Source organism: Myxococcota bacterium, from assembly GCA_041389495.1.
Lineage (GTDB): Bacteria > Myxococcota_A > UBA9160 > UBA9160 > UBA4427 > JAWKRT01.
Genome location: JAWKRT010000003.1, coordinates 278443 through 299333, shown reverse-complemented (window position 1 = coordinate 299333; position 20891 = coordinate 278443). Strand labels below are relative to the sequence as shown.

Below are 20891 nucleotides of genomic sequence, written 5' to 3'. Positions count from 1 at the left end.
GCCTACTCCCCTGCTGCGGTGACGGAGCCCGGAGGCGTCCAGCCCTTCGCGATCTGCGCGCCCGAGACGCGCTCGCCGGCGGCCGTGCGTTCGGCCATCTCGCGGAAGCGATCGAAGAAGTACGCGGCGTCGTGCGGGCCCGGCGCCGCCTCGGGGTGGTACTGCACGGAGAAGATCGGCTTGTCGCGGTGCGCGAGGCCCTCGACCGTCCCGTCGTTGAGGTTCACGTGCGTGACCTCGACGGGCTCGCCCGCGCGTGCGAGCGAGTCGGCGTCGACGGCGTAGCCGTGGTTCTCGGCGCAGATGGCGACCTTCCCGGTCGCGACGTCCTGGCCCGGCTGGTTGCCGCCGTGGTGCCCGAACTTGAGCTTGCGCGTCTCGCCGCCGAGCGCGAGACCGAGGATCTGGTGCCCGAGGCAGATGCCGAAGAGCGGCTTCGCCTGCGCGAGCGCGCGCACGTGCTCGCGCACGCCCTGCACGGCCGCCGGATCGCCCGGGCCGTTCGACAGGAAGATCGCGTCGGGCGCGAGCGCGAGCGCATCGGCGGCCGGCGTCGTCGCGGGCACGACCGTGACGTCGAACCCCTGCTCGACGAGCAGCCGGAGGATGTCGCGCTTCACGCCGAAGTCGTAGGCGACGAGGCGCAGTCGCTTCGACGGGCGCGAACGTCGCGGCGGCTGGCCGGGCACGCCGGGCCAGCGGCCCTCGCTCCAGGCGTAGGGCTTCGCGGTCGTCACCTCCGCGACGAGGTCGCGGCCGTCGAGCGTGGGCGCCGCCTTCGCGCGCGCGACGAGCGCGGCGTCGTCCTGCTGCGCCGGGTCGGTCGACAGCACCGCGATCTGCGCGCCGCCCGAGCGGATGCGACGCACGAGCGCACGCGTGTCGATGCCGGCGATGCCCGGCACGCCGTGCCGCTCGAGATAGGCCGAGAGCCCGCCGCGCGCGCGGAAGCTGCTCGGCTCCTCGAACTGCTCCTTCACGACGAAGCCGCGCAGGAAGGGCCGCTCGGCCTCCTCGTCCTCTTCGTTCACGCCGACGTTGCCGATCTGCGTGTAGGTCATCGCGACGATCTGCCCGGCGTACGAGGGATCGGTGACGATCTCCTGGTAGCCCGTCATGCTCGTGTTGAAGACGATCTCGCCGTCGGCGACGGCCGGTGCGCCGAACGCGGTGCCGACGAAGACCGTGCCGTCGGCGAGCGCGAGGCGCGCGGAGCGGATCGGGGCGTCGCCCCGACCCAGCGAGAGGGGGGATCGTTGCGTCAATCGACCAGTACTCCGCGATCGTGGTGGTAGACGAGGCGGCCGCCGACCAGCGTGGCGACGACGCAGCCCTCGAAGGCGTGCCCGGCCCAGGGCGAGTTGCGGCTCTTGGAATAGCCCTTCGCCGGGTCGTACACGAACCGGCGGTCGGGAGACAGCACGACGACGTCCCCCGGCGCCCCCTCGCGCAGCGAGCCCGCGTCGAGGCCGAGCAGCCGCGCGGGTGCGTGCGAGAGCGCGCGCACGAGCGCGAGCGGCGTGAGCACGCCGTCGCGCACGAGCTCGAGCACGACCGGGAAGGCGGTTTCGAGGCCGAGGATGCCGGGCGGCGCGGCCTCGAAGTCCTGCTCCTTCTCGTGGACGGCGTGCGGCGCGTGGTCGGTCGCGATCGCGTCGATCACGCCCTCCGCGAGCGCGCGGCGGCACGCCTCGACGTCCTCCCGCGAGCGCAGCGGCGGCGCCATCTTCGTGTTCGTGTCGAAGCCGAGCGTCGCCTCGTCGGTGAGCGTCAGGTGGTGCGGCGTCACCTCCGCCGTCACCTGCACGCCGCTCTCGCGCGCGCGGCGCACGAGCTCGACGGCGCCGGCGGACGAGATGTGCGCCACGTGCAGGCGCGCCCCCGTCGCGCGCGCGAGTGCGAGGTCGCGCGCCACGAGGATGTCCTCGGCCATCGTCGGGTTGCCGGGCAGGCCGAGCCGCGTCGAGATCGGGCCCTCGTTGACGACGCCGTGGCCGACGAGCGAGCAGTCCTCGGCGTGGACCATCACCGGCGCGTCGACGAGCCGCGAGTACTCGAGCACGCGGCGCATCACGCCCGTGTCCATGATGGTCCGGCCGTCGTCGCTGAAGGCGACCGCGCCCGCGGCGCGCAGCGCCGCCATCTCGGTCATCACCTCGCCGCGCAGCCCCTGCGTCGCGGCCGCGACGGGGTAGACGCGCGCCGGCGACTCCTGGCGCGCGCGGTCGAGGATGAACTCGGTGACCGACGGGTCGTCGTTCACCGGGTTCGTGTTCGCCATGCAGGCGATCGACGTGAAGCCGCCCGCGACGCCCGCGCGACCGCCGGAGGCGAGATCCTCCTTGTACTCCTGCCCGGGCTCGCGCAGGTGCGCGTGCATGTCGACGAAGCCCGGCGCCACCCAGCAGCCCGTCGCGTCGAGCACCTCGGCGCCGCGCGCCTCGAGGCCGGGGCCGACGGCGGCGACCCAGCCGTTCTCGAGGAGCACGTCCGCCGGCTCGTCCCGGTCGCTCGCCGGGTCGAGCACCCGGCCGCCGCGGATCACGATGCGCGACATGCTAGGCCGCCTCCCCGCGCTCGCCGCGCTCCGTCCCGTCGCTGCGCTCCACCGGCTCGCCGCGCTCGCCGAGCCGCGGCCGTCCCGAGAACAGGTAGAGGACGGCCATGCGGATCGCGACGCCGTTGCGCACCTGGTCGAGGATCACGCTCGGGCCCTGGTCGACGAGCTCGGTCGAGAGCTCGACGCCGCGGTTCACGGGGCCCGGGTGCATCACGATCGCGTCGTCCTTCGCGAAGCGCAGCTTCGCGCGGTCGAGCCCGTAGGTGGCCGAGTACTCGCGGATGCTCGGGAAGAGCGCGCCCTGGCTCCGCTCGCGCTGGATGCGCAGCATCATGACGACGTCGACGCCGTCGAGCGCCTCGCGCAGCGTGCCGCACGCCTTCACGCCGAGCGTCTCGATCGCGGGCGGCAGCATGGTCGGCGGCCCGGTGACGCGCACCTCCGCGCCCATCTTCGAGAAGCCGTAGATGTTCGAGCGCGCCACGCGCGAGTGCGTGATGTCGCCGACGATCGCGACGCTCAGCCCGTCGAGCCTTCCCTTGCGTTGGCGGACGGTGAGCATGTCGAGGAGCGCCTGCGTCGGGTGCTCGTGCGCGCCGTCGCCCGCGTTGATCACCGGCGCGTCGAGCACGTCCGCGATGCGCTTCGGCACGCCCGCGACCTTGTGCCGCACGATCACGCAGTCGGGGTCCATCGCGTCGAGCGTCTGCGCGGTGTCGAGGATGCTCTCGGCCTTCGTCAGGCTCGAGCTCGAGGCCGAGAAGTTGACGACGTCGGCCGACAGGCGCTTGCCCGCGATCTCGAAGCTCGACGCCGTGCGCGTCGACGGCTCGAAGAACAGGTTCACGATCGTCTGTCCGCGCAGCGTCGGCACCTTCTTCACCTCGCGCGTGCCGATCTCCTGCATGCGCTCGGCGGTGTCGAGGATCCTCTCGATCTCGTGCGGCTCGAGATCCTCGATGCCGAGCAGATCGCTCCCGATCATGCCTGCCCCCCACCCTGCGCGTCGCGCCCTTCGCTCGTCTCGAGCACGACGCACATCGGCTCGCGCCCGGTCGGCTCCGCGACGAGGTGCACCTTCTCGTGCGCCTGCGTCGGGATGTTCTTGCCGACGAAGTCGATCTTGATCGGCAGCTCGCGGTGGCCGCGGTCGACGAGCGCGACCACCTGCACCATCCGCGGCCGCCCGAAGTCCATGAGCGCGTCCATCGCCGCGCGGATCGTGCGCCCGGTGTTGACGACGTCCTCGACCAGCACGACGACGCGGCCGTCGACGGACGAGGGCATCTCGGTCTTGCGCAGCGGCGGGCGCTCGCCGCTCGTCGCGAGGTCGTCGCGGTAGAGCGTCGTGTCGAGGATGCCGAGCGGCGCGCGCCGCTCGCTGATCTTCTCGATGTTCTCGACGAGCAGCCGGCCGAGCGGGACGCCGCCGTTCGGGATCGCGACGAGGTAGAGCTCGCCGGGGTCGGCGTTGCGCTCGACGATCTCGTGCGCGATGCGCATGAGCGCGCGCCGGATGCCGGTGTCGTCGAGGATCGAAGGGCCGTTCGCGGACGGCGCGGGCGGTGCGGCGGCTCCGGAGCCGGAGGAGCGCGCGCTGCCGGAGGATCCGGCGCGGGGCGCGGGAGTCGTGGGCGAGCTGGGGGCCACCCGGGAACCTTTCTCCGCCTCGCAGGACGGAGTTAAAAGGCCGTTCGTCGCGACGTCGTCGAGCTGCGCGATCCGTGGGCCGGCGGCCGCTCGCGGCGGCTGCGCCGACCCTGGACTCGGCGCGGCAGTCTACCGGCCGTCGTCCGGGCGTCAACGCGCGGGCGCGATCAACCCCTGTTCTGGAACGCGCTCGGCTGCGCGTCGTGCAGCAGGCCCGCCTCGTCGGGCGCCTCGAGGTCGCCGCAGCGCACGCGGTGCATCATGCGATCCCAGCGCTTCGGGATGCGGAACCAGTTCACGGGGTTCAGGAACGCGAGGAAGTTGCCCTCGTGGTTCCACGACCAGTAGAGGATGAACGCCGGCCCCTTGAAGTCGTCGAGCGCGACGGTTCCCCAGGCGCGGCTGTCCTGCGAGTTGTCGCGGTTGTCGCCCATCATGAAGTAGCGCCCTTCCGGAATCGTGTAGGGCGCCTGCACCTTCCCGAGCGTGCGCGGGTCGTCGACGACGAGGTGCTCGCACACGCCGAGCTGCTCGACGCGCATCTCGAGCGGCACGCCGCGCTCGTCGACGAAGCGGCGCCCGTTCGGCGCGCTCGCCATGCGCTCGCCGTTGATCCAGACCTCGCCGCCCGGGCGCACCTCGATGCGGTCGCCGGGGAGCCCGACGACGCGCTTCACGAAGTCGTCGCGACGCCAGAGGGGCTCGACGTCCGCGGGCGCGATCTCGCCGTGCGGGCCGCGCGCGACGCGGAAGACGACGATGTCGCCGCGCTCCGGCGCGCGCACCGCCGGGAGCCGCACGTGCGTGAACGGGATCTGCGCGCCGTACAGGAACTTGTTGACGAAGAGATGGTCGCCGATCAGCAGCGTCGGAAGCATCGACCCGCTCGGGATGCGATAGGGCTCGATCACGACGGCGCGGATCGCGAGCGCGATCACGATCGCGAGCCCGAGCGTGCTCACCTGCTCCCAGACCTTCTCGCCGAAGGTCATCTCGCGCTCGGACTCCTCGCCGGTCTCCGCCGGCCCCGCGCCGCCCTCGCTCACGAGTCGTCCCCGAGGCGGAGCGCCGCGAGGAAGGCCTCCTGGGGGATCTCGACCGAGCCCACCTTCTTCATGCGCTTCTTCCCTTCCTTCTGCTTCTCGAGCAGCTTGCGCTTGCGGCTGATGTCGCCGCCGTAGCACTTCGCGGTGACGTTCTTGCGCAGCGCCTTCACCGTCGTCCGCGCGATCACGCGGCTGCCGACCGCGGCCTGGATCGCGACCTGGAACATCTGGCGCGGGATGAACTCCTTGAGCTTGCGCGCGAGCTCGGAGCCCGCGAACTGCGCCTTCGCGCGGTGCACGATCATCGAGAGCGCGTCCACCTTGTCGCCGTTCACGAGGATGTCGAGCTTCACGAGGTCGGCGGGCTCGTAGCCGGTGAGCTCGTAGTCGAACGAGCCGTAGCCGCGCGTGATGCTCTTCAGCTTGTCGTGGAAGTCGGTCACGATCTCCGCGAGCGGGAGCTGGTAGCGGATCTGCACGCGGCTCCCGTGCACCGCCATGTCCTTCTGCACGCCGCGCCGCTCCTGGCAGAGCGCGAGCACGACGCCCACGTAGTCGCTCGGCACGTGGATCGTCGCGGTGACGATGGGCTCCTCGACGCGCTCGCGCTCGTCGGGGAGCGCGGCCGGGCTCTCGATCTCGAAGGCGGGCTCGCCGAACTTCGGCACGACGCGGTAGCGCACGGTCGGCGCGGTGGTGATGAGGTTCAGGCCGTACTCGCGCTCGAGCCGCTCCTGCACGATCTCGGCGTGCAGGAAGCCGAGGAAGCCGCAGCGGAAGCCGAAGCCGAGCGCCGCGCTCGTCTCCGGCTCGTAGCGGAAGCTCGAGTCGTTGAGCTTGAACTTCTCGAGCGCCGCCTTCAGGTCGTCGTAGTCGTCCGCGTCGACGGGGTACAGGCCGGCGAAGACCATCGGCTTCACCTCCTGGAACCCGGGGAGCGGCTCGCTCGCGCCGCCCGCCGCGCTCGTGATCGTGTCGCCGATGCGCACCTCGGCGAGCGTCTTGATGCCCGCGATCACGACGCCCACCTCGCCCGCGTGGAGCGCCTCGATCTTGCGCGGGTACGGGTCGACGACCTGGATCTCGCCGATCTCGTGCTCCTTGCCGGTCGCCATGAAGCGCACGCGCTGGCGGCGCTCGAGCACGCCGTCGAAGACGCGCACGAGCAGCACCGCGCCCACGTACGCGTCGAACCACGAGTCGAAGACGAGCGCGCGGGCCGGCGCGGCGGCGTCGCCGCGCGGCGGCGGCACCTTGTGCACGATCGCCTCGAGCAGCTCGGGGATGCCCTTCCCTTCCTTGGCCGACACGGGGATGACGTCCGCCGCGTCGAGGCCGATCACGTCCTCGATCTCCTGCGCCACGCGCTCGGGCTCGGCCGACGGGAGATCGATCTTGTTGACGACCGGGATGATCTCGAGGTTCGCGTCGATCGCGAGATAGGTGTTGGCGAGCGTCTGCGCCTCGATGCCCTGCGCCGCGTCGACGACCAGCACCGCGCCCTCGCACGCCTGCAGCGCGCGCGACACCTCGTACGAGAAGTCGACGTGCCCGGGTGTGTCGATCAGGTTCAGCACGTAGACCAGGCCGTCCTGCGCCCGGTAGCGGATGCGCGCGGTCTGCGCCTTGATCGTGATGCCGCGCTCGCGCTCGATGTCCATGCTGTCGAGGAACTGGTCGCGCTTGTCGCGCGCCGCGACGGCCTGCGTCGCGTCGAGCAGGCGGTCGGCGAGCGTGCTCTTGCCGTGGTCGATGTGCGCCACGATGCAGAAGTTGCGGATGCGCTCGCGCGGGACCTCGGGAGCGTGCGCCATCACGCCCCTCCCGCGCGCGCGGCTTCGCGCGGCGCCGAGGCCGCGACGAGTGCGCGTCCGGGGTCGCTCGCGAGGTAGGCGACGAGCGCCTCGCGCCACGGCCGCAGCGCGACGCCGAGCGCGGCGGCGCGCGCGACGTCGAGCACCGAGTAGGCCGGGCGCGGCGCGGGGAGTGCGAGGTCGGCGGTGCGGGCGCGGTCGATCGCGAGATCGGCGTGGCCGGACTCGTCGAGGATGGCGCGCGCGAAGTCCCACCACGTCGTCGCGCCGCGGTTGCACAGGTGGAAGAGCCCGCTCGCGCCCGCGGCGACGAGCTGGCGCAGCCCGCTCGCGAGGTCGGCCGCGTAGGTCGGCGAGCCGCTCTGGTCGTCGACGACGCGGAGCGGCCCGCTCGCTTCGCCCGCGCGGCGCAGCCCCGCCTGGCGGAGGATGGCGCCGACGAAGTTGCGGCCCGGCCCGAACACCCAGCTCGTGCGCACGACGAGCGCATCCGGGCACGCCGCCGCGACGCGCTGCTCGCCCTCGAGCTTCGTGCGCCCGTAGGCCGTGCGCGGCCCGGTCTCGTCGTCCTCGCGGTAGGGCTCGCTCGCATCGCCGGGGAACACGTAGTCGGTCGAGACGTGCACGAAGCGCGCGCCGGCGCGCGCGCAGCGCGCGGCCATCCGCTCGGGTGCGAGTGCGTTCACGGCGCGCGCCGTCGCCTCGTCGCTCTCGCAGGCGTCGACGGCCGTGTAGGCCGCGGCGTTGGCGACGACGTCGCCCGCTGCGGGCGCGGCGCGATCGAGCGCCGCGTCGAGCGAGGCCGCGTCCGCGAGGTCGACGTCGGGCCGCGCCAGCGCCTCGACGGCGCGCACGCGCGGGTCGGCCGCGAGCTGCTGCGCGAGGCACTGCCCGAGCTGTCCGCGACTTCCGATCACGATCCAGCGCATCCCGGCTCCAAGCTCGCTCCGCGATCGTCCTGCGCGCGCCCGCCCGCCTGCGCGCGACGCCTGCCGCGCGCGGCGCCGCGCGTTCGCCGCGCGCGGCGGCATCGACGCCCGCGCGCGCGGCCGCACGCCGGCGCGGCGCGCCGTCAGCTCCGGCGCGCCGCCGCGTCGGGCGGCGAGGCCGCGCTCGCCCCTTCCTCGAACAACACCCAGGTCGGGAGCTTCTCGCTCTGCTTGAGCGCGTCGGCGCGCGCCTCCGCCTCGTCGCGGGTCGCGAACGGCCCGATGCGCACGCGCCAGCGGCCGTCGCGCGCCGCCGCGCCGGCCGCGAGATAGCTCGCGTGTCCCTTCGCGGCGAGGGCCTCGACCATCTTGCGCGCCGCCTCGCTCGAATCGAAGGCGCCGACCTGGATCGCGTACGCACCGTCCGGCGGCCCGGCGCCGACGGCCGGGAGCGGCGCGCGCTCGCGGCGCGGCGGCGCGACCGGCGCGGGCGGCACGGGGCGCCGCGGCGAGCGCGGACTCGGCGGCGCCCGGCGGCGGCGGCGCCGCGCCGGCGGCGTCCTCCTGCGCCGCGTCGGCCTGCGCGACCGTCCACGGCACGACGTCGCTGCGTCCGCCCAGGTGGCCCGTGACGAGCGTCGGCTCCTCGCTCGCGACGCCGAGCACGACGCCGGTCGCGAACGCGACGACGACGAGGAGCGCGCCGCCGCCGAGCGTCGCGATCCATCCGAGCCAGCCGGCGCCGCGCCGCGCGGCGCGTTCCTTCGACCGCGCCGCCATCACATGGACTCCGGCGCCGAGACGCCGAGCAGCGCGAGCCCGTTCGCGAGCACCGTGTGCACCGCGCGCGCGAGCCCGAGGCGGGCGAGCGAGAGCGCGACGTCGTCGGAGACGATGCGGTGGTGCTTCCCGTCCTGGAGGTAGGGGTTCCACAGGCCGGCCAGCTCGCGAAGGTAGTAGGCGACGTGGTGCGGCTCGCGCGCCTGGGCGGAGCGCGCGACGAGCGCGGGGAACTCGCCGAGCTTCTTGACGATCGCGATCTCCTCGGGGAGCGCGAGCGGCGAGGCGTCGAGCGCGTCGCCTGCGGGCGCCGCGAGCCCGGCCTCGAGCGCCTTGCGCTCGACCCCCGCCGTGCGCGCGTGCGCGTACTGCACGTAGTAGGCGGGGTTCTTCTTCCAGTCGCGGTCCTTCGCGAGGTCGAGGTCGAAGTCGAGGTGCCCCTCGGCCTTGCGCTCGATCATGAAGAAGCGGAACACGTCGGCGCCCGTCTGCTCGACGAGCTCGTCGACGGTGATGAAGGTCGCGCGGCGCGTCGACTGCTTCACCTGCTCGCCGCCGCTCGTGATCGTGACGAACTGGTGCATGACGAGCTCGATGCGGTCGGCGTCGAGCCCGAGCGCGCGCAGGCCGGCCTGCACGAACGGGAACTGGTCCTTGTGGTCGGCGCCCTGGACGTCGATCACGCGCTCGAAGCCGCGCGCGAGCTTCTCGCGGTGATAGGCGATGTCGGGCGTCATGTAGGTGGGCTCGCCCGTGCCCTTCACGAGCACGCGGTCGCGCTCGAGCCCGAGCTTCGTGGCGGCGATCCAGACGGCGCCGTCGGCGTCGTAGCACAGGCCCGCCGCGCGCAGGTCGGCGAGCACCGCATCCACCCTGCCCTGCGCGTAGAGGTCGTTCTCGTTCGAATACACGTCGAAGGCGATGCCGATCGAGTCGAGCGTCGCGCGGATGTCGGCGAAGATGTCGCGCTCCGCGCGCTCGCGGAACACGCCGTCGCCCGGCTCGTCCGCGAGCGCGGCGCCGGACTCGGCGATCATCGCGTTCGCGATGTCCTTGATGTAGTCGCCCTGGTAGCCGTCGCGCGGGAAGACGACCGGCAGGCCGTCGACGGACTCGGGCCAGGCGGCCCCTTCGTCGAACGCGCCGGGCGGCGGCGCGGCCGCGCGGCCGAGCGCCTCGAGGTAGCGCGCCTTCACGCTCTCCCCGAGCACGCGCATCTGGCGCCCGCCGTTGTTGAAGTAGTACTCGCGCGTGACGTCGTGCCCGGTGAAGGCGAGCAGCCGCGCGATGCAGTCGCCGAGCACGGCCTGTCGGCCGTGGCCGGTGCTGAGCGGCCCGGTCGGGTTCGCGGAGACGAACTCGACCATCGTCTTCGCCCCCTTGCCGTCGTCGCTCGCGCCGTAGCGCGCGCCGGCCGCGACGATGTCGCGAAGCAGCGCGTGCCAGTGCCCGCCGCCGAGCCACAGGTTCACGAAGCCCGGGCCCGCCACCTCGGCGCGCTCGACGCGACCGCCCGCGTCACCGAGCGCGGCGACGAGCGCCTCCGCGAGCTCGCGCGGCTTCCGTCGCAGGCGCCGCGCGAGCAGCATCGCCGCGTTGCACGCGAAGTCGCCGTGCTCGGGCTGGCGCGACGCCTCGAGCGCGAACTCGGGCACGGGCCCGTCGTCGCCCGCCTCGCTGAGGAGCGCGCGCACGGCGGCCTCGATGGGTTGGCGCAGGGAGTCGCTCATGGGCGCCCGAGGATCGCCTGCCGCGGCGTCCGCGTCAACGCGGCGACGCCTGAATTCATCTGGAATTTCGGGAAGTTGCGCCGACAGGCGACGATGCGAGCCCGGCCGCCCGACCGAAGCGGACGACCCACTCGCCGGGGCGCGCGAGCTCGAGGTCTTCGCGGATGGCGCGCTCGCGCGCGAGCGGGTCGGAGGCGAGCGCGTCGACCTCGGCGCGCAGGCGATCGACGTCGCGTTCGAGCGCCTCGACGCGCGCGCGCGCCACGCGCTCGGCGCTGCGAAGCTCGGCCCACGTGCGGAGCCCCGTCTCGGCGTCGAGCCCCGCGACGGCGGCCGAGCCGACGAGCACGAGCAGGACGCCGGCCAGGCTGGCCGCGCCGCTCGATGAGCGGACCGCCGTCTTCGTCGCCACGCGCTCCCCCCGAGTGCGACACCGCGAGCCCGCCGGCGCGGCTGCGGGCGCGCAAGGTAACGGAGCGCGCGCGCCCTGGCACTCGCCCGCGCGCGCCGCTCGGCGCGCCGGTGGAAGCTCAGCCTTCGGCGAGCAGCTGGCGGATGCGCGCGACGTGGCGCGGCGCGTCCCATTCCTTCTCGCCCACGTAGCGCTCGATCATGTGGCCGTCGCGATCGATCAGCAGCGACTCGGGATAGCCGGTCGTCTGGTAGCGCCGCGCGATCTCCTCGTCCGGGTCGAGCAGGATCGGGAAGGTGATGCCGAGGCGGTCGCGGAAGGCCGCGACGTCGGTCGGCTCGTCGTCCACCGAGACGGCGAGCAGCTCGAAGCCCTCGCCGTGCAGGCCTTCGTAGAGGCGCTGCATGGCCGGCATCTCGGCCTGGCACGGCGCGCACCAGGTCGCCCAGAAGTTCACGAGCACGACCTTGCCGCGCAGGCTCGACAGCGCGACGGGCGCGCGGCCGTCGAGGAGCGGAGCGCGGAAGTCGGGCGCGAGCGCGCCGCGCTCGATCGGCTCGGGCGCCGATTCGCCGAGCGCGATCACGACCGCCGCGACCGCGACCACGACGAGCACGGCCGCGATGCGCGAACGCGCCCCGGCCAGGGGCCGGGGCGCGTCGCCGTTCGTCTCGGGTGCGCCGGTCACGGGCTCGCCGCTCGCCGCGCGCGCCTCAGTCGCCGCCGAGCCGGGCGTCGACGAGCTCGATGATCGACATCGGAGCGGCGTCGCCCGGGCGGTGGCCGATCTTCAGGATGCGCGTGTAGCCGCCCGGCCGATCCTTGTAGCGCGTGGCGAGCTCGTCGAAGAGCTTCGCCGTCACGTCCTTGCTGCGCACCACGGCGAGCGCCTGCCGGCGCGCGTGAAGGTCGCCGCGCTTCCCGAGCGTGATCATGCGGTCGGCGAGGCGCCGGAGCTCCTTCGCCTTCCCGTCCGTCGTCTCGATGCGCTCGTGCTCGAGCAGCGACGTGACCATGTTCCGGAACATCGCCTTGCGGTGCGCGGCCGTGCGCCCGAGGTGACGTCCGCTCTTTCGGTGCATCATGACTTACGCCTCGCGCTGCTCGCGCAGCTTCTCCAGATCCTTGCGGGCCGGCAGGTTGTCGATCGCCATGCCGAGCGAGAGCCCCATCGAGCCGAGCACTTCCTTGATCTCGTTGAGCGACTTGCGGCCGAAGTTCTTGGTCTTGAGCATCTCGGACTCGGTCCGCTGCACGAGCTCGCCGATGAAGCGGATGTTCGCGTTCTGCAGGCAGTTCGCGCTGCGCACCGAGAGCTCGAGCTCGTCGACCGACCGGTAGAGGTTCGGGTTCAGCGACTCCGGCTGGTCGGAGAGCGGCGTCGGCAGCTCGTCCGGCTCGTCGAAGTTGATGAAGATCGAGAGCTGCTCCTTGATGATCTTCGCGGCGTAGGCGACGGCGTCGTCGGGCGCCACCGTGCCGTCCGTCCAGACCTCGAGCGTGAGCTTGTCGAAGTCGGTCGCGCGACCGACGCGCGCCGGCGTGACCGTGTAGTTCACGCGCCGGATCGGCGAGAACGACGAGTCGATCGGAATCGTGCCGATCGGCTGCTCCTCGCTCTTGTTGTACTCGGCGAGCACGTAGCCCTTGCCGAGCCCGACGGTGGCCTCGAGCTCGAGCTCGGCCTCCGGCCCCATCGTGCAGAGCACGAGGTCGGGGTTCACGACCTCGACGGTCTGGTCGTCGGAGACGAGGTCGCCCGCGCGCACGACGCCCGCGCCCTGCCGCGTGATGCGCAGCGTCTTCGGGCCCTCGGCGTGCATGCGGAGCCGCACTTCCTTGAGGTTGAGGATGATCTCGCTCACGTCCTCGAGCACGCCCGGGATGGTCGAGAACTCGTGGAGCACGTCCTTGACGCGGATGTTCGTGATCGCCGCGCCCTGCAGCGACGACAGCAGCACCCGGCGCAGCGCGTTGCCGAGCGTCGTGCCGAAGCCGCGCTCGAGCGGCTCGCACGAGAAGCGGCCGTAGGTGCCGGTCTGGCCGGCCTCGTCCATGTCGAGGCGGCGCGGGCGGATGAGCTCGCGCCAGTTCCTTGCGATGACCTGCTCTTGCATGCGTTCTCTCCCTCCCGCTGTTCCGTGCCGGCCCGGACCGGTGCGTTCTGCGGGGTGGGTGGGCTTCGCGGATCCGGGCGCCCGCACGCTGCGGGCTTCCGCGACGAAATCGCCGACGGCGCGCGGTGCGCGCCGACTAGCGCGAGTAGTGCTCCACGATCAGCTGCTCGTCGATCGGGATCGTGATGTCCTCGCGCACGGGCAGCTGCTTGATCGTTCCCTCGAAGCTCGACTTGTCGAGCTCGAGCCACGACGGGAGGCTCTTGCCCTCGAGCGCGTCGAGCGCGCCCGAGATGCGGGCCACCTCGCGCGAGCGCTCGCGGAGCACGACCTTCCAGCCCGGCTTGACGAGCAGGGACGGCGTGTGCGCCTTGCGACCGTTCACGATGAAGTGGCCGTGCTTCACGAGCTGCCGCGCCTCGGCGCGCGAGGTCGCGAAGCCGAGCCGGAAGACGACGTTGTCGAGCCGGCGCTCGAGCAGGATGAGGAGGTTCTCGCCGGAGCGACCCTTCATCCGCGACGCGCGCTGGTAGGTGAGCCGGAACTGCCGCTCGAGCATTCCGTACATGCGCTTCACCTTCTGCTTCTCGCGCAGCTGGACTCCATAGTCCGAGAAGCGGGTCCGGCCCTGGCCGTGCTGGCCCGGCGGATAGGCGCGCTTGTCGATCGAGCACTTGTCCGAGTAGCACCGGTCGCCCTTGAGGAAGAGCTTCGTGCCCTCCCGGCGGCAGAGCCGGCAGACGGAACCGTTGTAACGAGCCATGCGGCGTTCCTCTTCCTCGAGAAGCTAGACGCGGCGCCGCTTGGGCGGGCGGCAGCCGTTGTGGGGGATGGGCGTGACGTCGCGGATCATCGTGACGCGCAGGCCCGCGGCCTGGAGCGCGCGCAGCGCGGACTCGCGCCCCGCGCCCGGGCCCTTCACGTACACGCCGACGGTGCGCATGCCGTGCTCCATCGCCTTCTTCGCACACTCTTCCGCGGCCACCTGCGCGGCGAACGGCGTCGACTTGCGCGAGCCCTTGAAGCCCGCCTGCCCGCTCGTCGCCCACGCCACGGCGTTCCCGCCGACGTCGGTGATCGTGATGATCGTGTTGTTGAAGGTCGCCTGGATGTGAGCCACCCCGGTCGGGATGTTCTTCTTGACCTTCTTCTTCTGCTGCTTCTTGACTGCGGCCATGTCCGTCCCGTCCCCGCGCGGTGCGCGATCGGATCCTTACTTCTTGCCCGGCTGCTTCTTGCCGGCCACGGTCTTCTTCGGTCCCTTGCGCGTGCGCGCGTTCGTGTGCGTGCGCTGGCCGCGCACCGGCAGACCGCGGCGATGGCGGAGCCCGCGGTAGCAGCCGATGTCCATCAGCATCTTGATGTTCTGGCTGACCTCGCGGCGCAGGTCGCCCTCGACCTCGACCTCGCGCTCGATGATCTCGCGCAGCCGCTGCACCTCGGACTCGGAGAGCTGGTCGGTGCGCGTGCCGGCGTCCACCTCGGCCTTCTCGAGGATGCGCTTCGCGGTGGTGCGGCCGACGCCGTAGATGTACGTGAGCGAGATCTCGACGCGCTTGTTGCGCGGCAAGTCCACGCCTGCGATGCGTGCCATGCTCGGCCTCTCCTCAGCCCTGGCGCTGCTTGTGCTTCGGGTTGTCGCAGATGATGCGGACCACGCCGCGGCGCCTGATGACGCGGCACTTGTCGCACATCTTCCGAACCGATGCTCGAACCTTCATCGTCGCTCTCCGTGCTTCCGGCGCGGCCCGCTCGCGCCGGCCGCGCCCGCGGACCGCCTCAGTGCGAGCCCGCCACCTTCGTCAGGACTTCCGGCCCGTTCTCGGTCACGAGCACCGTGTGCTCGAAGTGCGCCGAGAGCGCGCCGTCCGCCGTCACTGCCGTCCACTCGTCGTCGAGCATCCGCACCTTGTGCGTCCCGACGTTCACCATGGGCTCGATCGCGAACACCATCCCCGGCAGCAGACGCGGCCCGCGCCCCCGCCGCCCGAAGTTCGGCACCTGCGGCAGCTCGTGCATCGCGTGCCCGATGCCGTGCCCGACGAACTGCCGCACCACCGCGTAGCCGCCGCCTTCCGCGTGCTCCTGCACGGCCGCCCCGATGTCCGAGAGCCGCTGCCCGGGCGCCATCTGCTCGATGCCGCGGTACAGCGACTCGTGCGTCACCTCGACGAGCCGCTCGGCCTCCTCGCTCGCGTCGCCCACGATCATCGTGAACGCCGAGTCCGCGTGGACGCCGCCCAGCTCGACGCCGAAGTCGACGCTGACGACGTCGCCCGACTTGAGCTCGCGCGGCCCCGGGATGCCGTGGACGATCTCCTCGTTCACCGACACGCACACGACCGCGGGGTACGGCGGCAGCCCGCCCGGCCCGTAGCCCAGGAACGACGAGCGCAGCTTCCGATCGGCGATGGCCCGGCGCGCGTGGCGGTCGAGCTCGGCCGTCGTGACGCCGGGCTCCACCCGAGCGCGGAGCTCGAGCAGGATCTCGGCGACGTGGCGACCGGTCGCCCGCATCGCCTCGATCTCGGCCCGCGTCTTGATCGGGATCCGCTCGGCGTTCACGCTATCCGATCACCTCCATGATGCGCGAGGTCACTGCGGCGACCTCGCCCATTCCATCCACCTCCGCGAGCAGCCCGCGCTCGCGGTAGTACGCGAGCAGCGGCGCCGTCTTCGCGTCGTACTCCTTCATGCGCGCGCGGATCGTCGCCTCGTTGTCGTCCGCGCGCCCCTCGATCTCGGCGCGCTTGAGGAGCCGCGCCACGATGGCCTCGGTGTCCGCCGTGATCGCGAGACAGGCGTCGAGCGGCATGCCGAGATCGCCGAGCAGCGCGTCGAGCGCCTCGGCCTGCGCGATCGTGCGCGGGAAGCCGTCGAGGATGAAGCCCTTCTCCGCGTCCGGCTGCGACAGCCGCTCCTTGGCGATGCCGATCACGATCGCGTCGCTCACGAGCTTGCCGGCGTCCATCACCGCCTTGGCCTGCCTGCCGATCTCGGTCCCCCGGGCCACGGCCTCGCGCAGCATGTCTCCGGTGGAGACGTGCGGAACGCCGAGCCCGTCCTTGATGGCCGCGGCCTGCGTTCCCTTGCCGGCACCCGGCGGGCCGAGCAGCACGAGCCGCGTCCTGCGCCGCGCGCTCATCGCCCGAGCCTCCCGCGGATGCGCCCGCCCTTCACGAAGCCCTCGTACTGCCGCGACACGAGGTGCGACTCGATCTGGGCGATCGTGTCGAGCCCGACGCCGACCGCGATCAGCAGCGCGGTGCCGCCGAAGTAGAAGGGCTGGTTCACCTGCGACGAGATGATCACGGGCAGGATGCAGACGAGGCCGACGTAGATCGCGCCGACGAGCGTGAGGCGGCTCAGCACCTTGTCGATGTAGTCGGCCGTGCTGCGGCCCGGCCGGATCCCCGGGATGTTGCCGCCCATCCGCCGGATGTTCTCGGCCACGTCCTGCGGGTCGATCATGATCGCCGTGTAGAAGAAGGCGAAGAACACGATCAGCCCGAGGTAGACCAGGTTGTACGAGAGCGCGCCGGGGTCGAGATAGTCCTGGATGAAGGTCCGGACCCGGTCCGACTCCGTGAACTGCGCGATCGTGAGCGGGAACATCAGCAGCGACGACGCGAAGATCGGCGGGATCACCCCGGCCGTGTTCACGCGCAGCGGGAAGTACGTCATCCCGCCCTGCATCACCCGCCGGCCGACGACGCGTTTGGCGCTCTGGATCGGGATGCGGCGCTGACCGCGCTCGACGGTCACCACGCCCGCGACGATCGCGAGCGCGAAGGCCAGGAACAGGATCACCTCGAGGATCGAGAGCTGATCGGTCTGGATCAGCATCCACACCTTGTTGATGCCCGACGGGATCGAGACGATGATGCCCGCGAAGATGATCAGCGAGATGCCGTTCCCGATGCCGCGCTCGGTGATCTGCTCACCCAGCCACATCAGGAAGATGGTCCCGGTCGTCAGCGTCACCATCGTCGTCAGCGTGAACGCGAGGCCGGGGTCGAGCACGGCGCCGCTGCCGAACTGGCCGCCCTGCAGCGCCTGCGCGATCAGGAAGCTCTGGAAGAAGGCGAGCCCCACGGTCGCATAGCGCGTCCACTGGTTGATCTTCTTCTGGCCCGAATCGCCTTCCTTCTTCATCTCCTCGAGCGCCGGGATCACGACGGTCAGCAGCTGGAAGATGATGCTCGCGCTGATGTAGGGCATGATGCCCAGCGCGAAGATCGACAGCTGCTCCATCGCGCCGCCCGAAAAGATGTTCATCAGGCCGAAGACGGTGTCGCGCGACTGGTCGAAGAACGTGCGGATGACGTCGCGGTTGATGCCGGGCGTCGCCACGGCGCAGCCGGCCCGGTAGACGGCGAGCATCCCGAACGTGAAGAAGATCCGGGAGCGCAGCTCCTGGATCCTGCCGATGTTCTGGATGCCGCCGATCATCAGACGAGCTCCACCGCGCCGCCCGCGGCCTCGATCTTCGTCTTCGCCTGCGCGCTCGCGCGATGCACCTTCACCGTGAGCCCGCGCGGCGCGTCGCCGTCGCCGAGCAGCTTCACGGCGTCGTGGCGGCGCGCGACGAGCCCGCGCGCCACGAGCGCATCGACGTCCACCGTCGCGCCCTCGCCGAAGCCGGCGAGGTCCGAGAGGTTCACGATCGCCACCTCCTTGCGGAAGGAGTTCGTGAAGCCGCGCTTCGGGATGCGGCGCGCGATCGGCATCTGGCCGCCCTCGAAGCCGGCGCCCTTCGGCCGCCCGGCCGAGCGCGTGCCCTGGCCCTTGATGCCCCGACCGCAGTAGCGGCCCTTGCCCGAGCCCGGGCCCCGGCCGACGCGCATCTTGCTCGGCTTGGCTCCCGGGTTCGGCGCGAGTCGTTCCAACATCCGACTAGCTCTCCAGCACCACGACGAGGTGGTGCACCTTCTGGATCATCCCGCGCACGGACGGCGTGTCCTCGAGCTCGACCACCTGCTGCAGGCGGCGGATGCCGAGGCCGCGCAGCGTCGCGCGCTGCCGCTGGTCGAAGCCGATCGCGCTGCGGACCTGCTTCACCTTGAGCGTCTTCCCCGCGTTCGCCGCGCTCACGAGCGCGCCCTCCCGAGCTCCGCGAGGCGCTCCTCGGGGTCGCGCAGCGACAGCAGCCCGGACACCGTCGCGTGCACGACGTTGTGCGGGTTGTTGGTGCCGAGCGTCTTCGTGAGCACGTCCTTCACGCCGGCGACCTCGACCACCGCGCGCACGGGGCCGCCCGCGATCACGCCCGTACCGGCCGAGGCCGGCTTGAGCAGCACGCGCCCCGCGCCGAAGCGGCCGATCACCTCGTGCGGGAGCGTCCCCTGCACGAGCGGCACGCGGAAGAGCGAGCGCCGGGCCTTGTCGATGCCCTTGCGGATCGCCTCCGGCACCTCGCCGGCCTTGCCCATCCCGACGCCGACCACGCCGTTGCCGTCGCCGACGACCACGATGGCGCTGAAGCTGAAGCGCCGGCCGCCCTTCACCACCTTCGCGACGCGATTGATGTGGATCACGCGATCGGAGAGCTCGAGCTCGTTGGGATTGATCTCGGAGTGGGGAACGAGCGCCGCCATCTAGAACTCCAGGCCGCCTTCGCGGGCGGCGTCGGCCAGCGCCTTGACGCGACCGTGATAGAGGAAGCCGTTGCGGTTGAAGACGACGCGCGTGATGTCGTGCTTCCTCGCCTCGGCGGCGACGGCCGCGCCGACGCGCTTCGCCGCCTCGACGTTGCCCGTCGCACCGGAGCCGTTCGCGAGGCCCTTCTGCCGCGTCGAGACGGTGAAGAGCGTGCGGCCGGTCTGCGGGTCGACGACCTGCGCGTAGATGTGCTTCGCGCTGCGGAACACCGTGAGCGACGGCCGCTCGGACTCGGCGACGCGCTTCGCGATGCGCTTGCGCCGCTGGAGGCGTCGCCGCAGGTCTTCGTTGCGGATTCGTTTCTGCATTGGGCCCTACTTCCCCGCGCCGGTCTTGCCGACCTTGCGGCGCACGCGCTCGCCGGCGTACCGGACGCCCTTGCCCTTGTAGGGCTCGGGCGGCCGGAGCGAGCGGATGTCGGCCGCGAACTGGCCGACCTGCTGCTTGTCGATGCCCTCGATCCGGATCGTCGTGTTCGCCTCGACCGACACGGAGAGCCCCTCCGGCACCGGCATCTCGACGGGATGCGAGAAGCCGAGCAGGAGGTTGAGCGTCTGGCCGCTCGCGTTCGCGCGGTAGCCGACGCCCTGGATCTCGAGCTCCCTCTTGAAGCCCTCGGTCACGCCCGTGACCATGTTGTTCACGAGCGCGCGCGCGAGCCCGTGGAGGGCGCGCGTCTTCGTGTCGTGGGCGGGCCGTGCGAACGTGACGGTGCCGTCGTCGATGCGGACGTCGATCTTCGGCGGCAGCGGACGCGTCAGCGTCCCCTTCGGCCCCTTCACCGAGAGCGAGCCGTCGGCCACCGAGAGCTCGACGCCCTTCGGCACCGCGATCGCCTTGTTGCCGATGCGCGACATCGCTACCAGACCTCGCAGATCACTTCGCCGCCGACGTTCTGGGAGCGCGCGTCGCGGTCCGACAGCACGCCCTTCGACGTCGACAGGATCTTGATGCCGAGCCCGCCGCGCACCCGACCGATGTCGGAAGCGCCGACGAACACGCGGCGCCCGGGGCGCGACACGCGCTGGATGCCGTCGGCGATCGGCTTGCCGTCGTCCCGGTAGCGGAGCGTGAGGCGCAGCAGCGGGTGGCCGCCCTCGGGCGCCTCCTCCTCCACCGCGGTCAGGAAGCCCTCCTGCACCATCACGTTCGCCACCGCCTTCTTGAGCTTCGAGGCGGGGCACGTCGTCTGTGCGTGCCGCGCCGCCGAAGCGTTGCGGATGCGCGCGAGCAGGTCGGAGATCGGGTCCGTCATCATGGCCAGGCGCCCTCGCTATTTCCGGAACGGCATGCCGAGGTGGGCGAGCAGCGCCTTCGCCTCGGCGTCCGACTTCGCGGTCGTCACGACGGTGACGTTCATGCCCGTCACCCGCTCGACCGAGTCGTAGTCGATTTCCGGGAAGATGATCTGTTCCTTGAGGCCGAGCGTGTAGTTGCCGCGGCCGTCGAAGGCCCGCGGCGACACGCCCTTGAAGTCGCGCACGCGCGGCAGCGCCACCGTCATCAGCCGGTCGAGGAACTCCCACTGGCGCTCGCGGCGCAGCGTCACCGCGCAGCCGATCGCCTGGTTCTCGCGCAGCTTGAAGTTCGAGATGCTCTGCTTCGCACGGCGCACCGTCGGGCGCTGCCCCGTGATCAGCGCGAGCTCCTCGACGGCGCGCTCCATCAGCTTCGGGTTCTGCGTCGCCTCGCCGAGCCCGACGTTCACCACCGTCTTCACCAGCACCGGCACCTGATGGACGTTCTTGTAGCCGAACTCCTCGCGGAGCTTCGGCACGACCTCGGTCCGGTAGCGCTCGAGCAGTCTCGGCGTCATCGCTACAGCACCTCCGGCGCCAGCGAGATGATCTTCATGAACCCGCGCCCGCGGAGCTCGCGCGCGACGGGCCCGAAGATGCGCGTCCCGACCGGCTCCCTCTGGTTGTCGATCAGCACCGCCGCGTTCTCGTCGAAGCGGATGATCGAGCCGTCGGGGCGGTTCACGCCCTTCTTCACGCGCACGACGACCGCCTTGCGCACCTCGCCCTTCTTCACGCGCGCGTTCGGGATCGCCTCCTTGACGGCGACGACGATCACGTCGCCGATCGAGGCGTACTTGCGCTTCGAGCCGCCGAGCACGCGGATGCACGACACCTGGCGCGCGCCCGAGTTGTCCGCGACCTGGAGCCTGGACTCCTGCTGAATCATCGTTC

The 20891-nt window shown here is 71.8% G+C and carries 27 protein-coding genes and 1 pseudogene; all 28 read right to left on the bottom strand.

What is annotated here, in order from left to right; translation table 11 throughout:
- Positions 1 to 2: 2 nt before the first annotated feature.
- On the bottom strand, positions 3 to 1265 hold the full coding sequence (carA, locus tag R3E88_17630; protein MEZ4218304.1) for a glutamine-hydrolyzing carbamoyl-phosphate synthase small subunit: 1263 nt from the start codon (positions 1263 to 1265) through the stop codon (positions 3 to 5).
- Complete coding sequence (locus R3E88_17625; protein ID MEZ4218303.1) at positions 1262 to 2557, bottom strand: dihydroorotase; 1296 nt, start codon at positions 2555 to 2557, stop codon at positions 1262 to 1264. Before R3E88_17625 ends, carA begins: the two co-directional genes overlap by 4 nt.
- Before the next feature lies 1 nt (position 2558).
- The gene (locus tag R3E88_17620; protein MEZ4218302.1) at positions 2559 to 3545 is read right to left on the bottom strand and encodes an aspartate carbamoyltransferase catalytic subunit; all 987 of its coding nucleotides are present in this window, start codon (positions 3543 to 3545) and stop codon (positions 2559 to 2561) included.
- Complete coding sequence (gene pyrR, locus R3E88_17615) at positions 3542 to 4063, bottom strand: bifunctional pyr operon transcriptional regulator/uracil phosphoribosyltransferase PyrR (protein ID MEZ4218301.1); 522 nt, start codon at positions 4061 to 4063, stop codon at positions 3542 to 3544. The genes R3E88_17620 and pyrR overlap by 4 nt, the downstream gene beginning before the upstream one ends.
- A gap of 314 nt (positions 4064 to 4377) precedes the next feature.
- Positions 4378 to 5256 (bottom strand): signal peptidase I, encoded by an 879-nt coding sequence (gene lepB, locus R3E88_17610; GenBank protein MEZ4218300.1) that lies wholly within the window; start codon positions 5254 to 5256, stop codon positions 4378 to 4380.
- A complete protein-coding gene (gene lepA / locus R3E88_17605; GenBank protein ID MEZ4218299.1) occupies positions 5253 to 7070 on the bottom strand; it encodes a translation elongation factor 4 in 1818 nt (605 codons plus the stop codon). Before lepA ends, lepB begins: the two co-directional genes overlap by 4 nt.
- Positions 7070 to 7987: a dTDP-4-dehydrorhamnose reductase gene (rfbD, locus tag R3E88_17600; protein ID MEZ4218298.1), complete on the bottom strand. Its 918-nt coding sequence runs from the start codon at positions 7985 to 7987 to the stop codon at positions 7070 to 7072. Before rfbD ends, lepA begins: the two co-directional genes overlap by 1 nt.
- Positions 7988 to 8142: 155 nt before the next feature.
- A complete protein-coding gene (locus R3E88_17595) occupies positions 8143 to 8496 on the bottom strand; it encodes an SPOR domain-containing protein (protein ID MEZ4218297.1) in 354 nt (117 codons plus the stop codon).
- A gap of 282 nt (positions 8497 to 8778) precedes the next feature.
- Positions 8779 to 10509 carry an arginine--tRNA ligase gene (locus R3E88_17590; GenBank protein MEZ4218296.1) on the bottom strand — a complete coding sequence of 577 codons (1731 nt, stop codon included), beginning with the start codon at positions 10507 to 10509 and terminating at the stop codon, positions 8779 to 8781.
- A gap of 55 nt (positions 10510 to 10564) precedes the next feature.
- On the bottom strand, positions 10565 to 10921 hold the full coding sequence (locus R3E88_17585) for a septum formation initiator family protein (GenBank protein MEZ4218295.1): 357 nt from the start codon (positions 10919 to 10921) through the stop codon (positions 10565 to 10567).
- 118 nt (positions 10922 to 11039) lie between these two features.
- A complete protein-coding gene (locus R3E88_17580) occupies positions 11040 to 11609 on the bottom strand; it encodes a TlpA disulfide reductase family protein (GenBank protein ID MEZ4218294.1) in 570 nt (189 codons plus the stop codon).
- Positions 11610 to 11646: 37 nt separating this feature from the next.
- Positions 11647 to 12006, bottom strand: a pseudogene (gene rplQ / locus R3E88_17575) (50S ribosomal protein L17).
- A 3-nt stretch (positions 12007 to 12009) separates the two neighbouring features.
- On the bottom strand, positions 12010 to 13038 hold the full coding sequence (locus R3E88_17570; protein ID MEZ4218293.1) for a DNA-directed RNA polymerase subunit alpha: 1029 nt from the start codon (positions 13036 to 13038) through the stop codon (positions 12010 to 12012).
- 136 nt (positions 13039 to 13174) lie between these two features.
- Positions 13175 to 13801: a 30S ribosomal protein S4 gene (gene rpsD / locus R3E88_17565; protein ID MEZ4218292.1), complete on the bottom strand. Its 627-nt coding sequence runs from the start codon at positions 13799 to 13801 to the stop codon at positions 13175 to 13177.
- A 24-nt stretch (positions 13802 to 13825) separates the two neighbouring features.
- Positions 13826 to 14215 (bottom strand): 30S ribosomal protein S11, encoded by a 390-nt coding sequence (rpsK, locus tag R3E88_17560; protein MEZ4218291.1) that lies wholly within the window; start codon positions 14213 to 14215, stop codon positions 13826 to 13828.
- A 36-nt stretch (positions 14216 to 14251) separates the two neighbouring features.
- Positions 14252 to 14632 carry a 30S ribosomal protein S13 gene (gene rpsM, locus R3E88_17555; GenBank protein MEZ4218290.1) on the bottom strand — a complete coding sequence of 127 codons (381 nt, stop codon included), beginning with the start codon at positions 14630 to 14632 and terminating at the stop codon, positions 14252 to 14254.
- 13 nt (positions 14633 to 14645) lie between these two features.
- Entirely contained in the window at positions 14646 to 14759 is a 114-nt protein-coding gene (rpmJ, locus tag R3E88_17550) for a 50S ribosomal protein L36 (protein ID MEZ4218289.1), read from the bottom strand.
- A gap of 58 nt (positions 14760 to 14817) precedes the next feature.
- The gene (map, locus tag R3E88_17545) at positions 14818 to 15603 is read right to left on the bottom strand and encodes a type I methionyl aminopeptidase (GenBank protein MEZ4218288.1); all 786 of its coding nucleotides are present in this window, start codon (positions 15601 to 15603) and stop codon (positions 14818 to 14820) included.
- A 1-nt stretch (position 15604) separates the two neighbouring features.
- On the bottom strand, positions 15605 to 16183 hold the full coding sequence (locus R3E88_17540; GenBank protein ID MEZ4218287.1) for an adenylate kinase: 579 nt from the start codon (positions 16181 to 16183) through the stop codon (positions 15605 to 15607).
- On the bottom strand, positions 16180 to 17490 hold the full coding sequence (secY, locus tag R3E88_17535; protein MEZ4218286.1) for a preprotein translocase subunit SecY: 1311 nt from the start codon (positions 17488 to 17490) through the stop codon (positions 16180 to 16182). The genes R3E88_17540 and secY overlap by 4 nt, the downstream gene beginning before the upstream one ends.
- Positions 17490 to 17930, bottom strand: a complete 441-nt coding sequence (gene rplO, locus R3E88_17530) for a 50S ribosomal protein L15 (GenBank protein MEZ4218285.1) — start codon at positions 17928 to 17930, stop codon at positions 17490 to 17492. Before rplO ends, secY begins: the two co-directional genes overlap by 1 nt.
- A 4-nt stretch (positions 17931 to 17934) precedes the next feature.
- Entirely contained in the window at positions 17935 to 18132 is a 198-nt protein-coding gene (rpmD, locus tag R3E88_17525) for a 50S ribosomal protein L30 (protein MEZ4218284.1), read from the bottom strand.
- Positions 18129 to 18635, bottom strand: a complete 507-nt coding sequence (rpsE, locus tag R3E88_17520) for a 30S ribosomal protein S5 (GenBank protein MEZ4218283.1) — start codon at positions 18633 to 18635, stop codon at positions 18129 to 18131. Before rpsE ends, rpmD begins: the two co-directional genes overlap by 4 nt.
- Positions 18636 to 19007 carry a 50S ribosomal protein L18 gene (rplR, locus tag R3E88_17515; GenBank protein MEZ4218282.1) on the bottom strand — a complete coding sequence of 124 codons (372 nt, stop codon included), beginning with the start codon at positions 19005 to 19007 and terminating at the stop codon, positions 18636 to 18638.
- A 6-nt stretch (positions 19008 to 19013) separates the two neighbouring features.
- Entirely contained in the window at positions 19014 to 19556 is a 543-nt protein-coding gene (rplF, locus tag R3E88_17510; GenBank protein MEZ4218281.1) for a 50S ribosomal protein L6, read from the bottom strand.
- 2 nt (positions 19557 to 19558) lie between these two features.
- Positions 19559 to 19957 (bottom strand): 30S ribosomal protein S8, encoded by a 399-nt coding sequence (gene rpsH, locus R3E88_17505; protein MEZ4218280.1) that lies wholly within the window; start codon positions 19955 to 19957, stop codon positions 19559 to 19561.
- 15 nt (positions 19958 to 19972) lie between these two features.
- Positions 19973 to 20515, bottom strand: a complete 543-nt coding sequence (gene rplE / locus R3E88_17500; GenBank protein MEZ4218279.1) for a 50S ribosomal protein L5 — start codon at positions 20513 to 20515, stop codon at positions 19973 to 19975.
- Positions 20516 to 20517: 2 nt separating this feature from the next.
- Complete coding sequence (gene rplN, locus R3E88_17495; GenBank protein ID MEZ4218278.1) at positions 20518 to 20886, bottom strand: 50S ribosomal protein L14; 369 nt, start codon at positions 20884 to 20886, stop codon at positions 20518 to 20520.
- Positions 20887 to 20891: the final 5 nt, after the last annotated feature.

Coding starts and splice junctions, on each gene's coding strand:
- R3E88_17625 (MEZ4218303.1), bottom strand. CDS start 2,557: ATGTCGCGCATCGTGATCCGCGGCGGCCGGGTGCTCGACCCGGCGAGC.
- R3E88_17620 (MEZ4218302.1), bottom strand. CDS start 3,545: ATGATCGGGAGCGATCTGCTCGGCATCGAGGATCTCGAGCCGCACGAG.
- pyrR (MEZ4218301.1), bottom strand. CDS start 4,063: ATGCGCATCGCGCACGAGATCGTCGAGCGCAACGCCGACCCCGGCGAG.
- lepA (MEZ4218299.1), bottom strand. CDS start 7,070: ATGGCGCACGCTCCCGAGGTCCCGCGCGAGCGCATCCGCAACTTCTGC.
- R3E88_17590 (MEZ4218296.1), bottom strand. CDS start 10,509: ATGAGCGACTCCCTGCGCCAACCCATCGAGGCCGCCGTGCGCGCGCTC.
- R3E88_17570 (MEZ4218293.1), bottom strand. CDS start 13,038: ATGCAAGAGCAGGTCATCGCAAGGAACTGGCGCGAGCTCATCCGCCCG.
- rpsD (MEZ4218292.1), bottom strand. CDS start 13,801: ATGGCTCGTTACAACGGTTCCGTCTGCCGGCTCTGCCGCCGGGAGGGC.
- rpsK (MEZ4218291.1), bottom strand. CDS start 14,215: ATGGCCGCAGTCAAGAAGCAGCAGAAGAAGAAGGTCAAGAAGAACATC.
- rpsM (MEZ4218290.1), bottom strand. CDS start 14,632: ATGGCACGCATCGCAGGCGTGGACTTGCCGCGCAACAAGCGCGTCGAG.
- rpmJ (MEZ4218289.1), bottom strand. CDS start 14,759: ATGAAGGTTCGAGCATCGGTTCGGAAGATGTGCGACAAGTGCCGCGTC.
- R3E88_17540 (MEZ4218287.1), bottom strand. CDS start 16,183: ATGAGCGCGCGGCGCAGGACGCGGCTCGTGCTGCTCGGCCCGCCGGGT.
- secY (MEZ4218286.1), bottom strand. CDS start 17,490: ATGATCGGCGGCATCCAGAACATCGGCAGGATCCAGGAGCTGCGCTCC.
- rplO (MEZ4218285.1), bottom strand. CDS start 17,930: ATGTTGGAACGACTCGCGCCGAACCCGGGAGCCAAGCCGAGCAAGATG.
- rpsE (MEZ4218283.1), bottom strand. CDS start 18,635: ATGGCGGCGCTCGTTCCCCACTCCGAGATCAATCCCAACGAGCTCGAG.
- rplR (MEZ4218282.1), bottom strand. CDS start 19,007: ATGCAGAAACGAATCCGCAACGAAGACCTGCGGCGACGCCTCCAGCGG.
- rplF (MEZ4218281.1), bottom strand. CDS start 19,556: ATGTCGCGCATCGGCAACAAGGCGATCGCGGTGCCGAAGGGCGTCGAG.
- rpsH (MEZ4218280.1), bottom strand. CDS start 19,957: ATGATGACGGACCCGATCTCCGACCTGCTCGCGCGCATCCGCAACGCT.
- rplE (MEZ4218279.1), bottom strand. CDS start 20,515: ATGACGCCGAGACTGCTCGAGCGCTACCGGACCGAGGTCGTGCCGAAG.
- rplN (MEZ4218278.1), bottom strand. CDS start 20,886: ATGATTCAGCAGGAGTCCAGGCTCCAGGTCGCGGACAACTCGGGCGCG.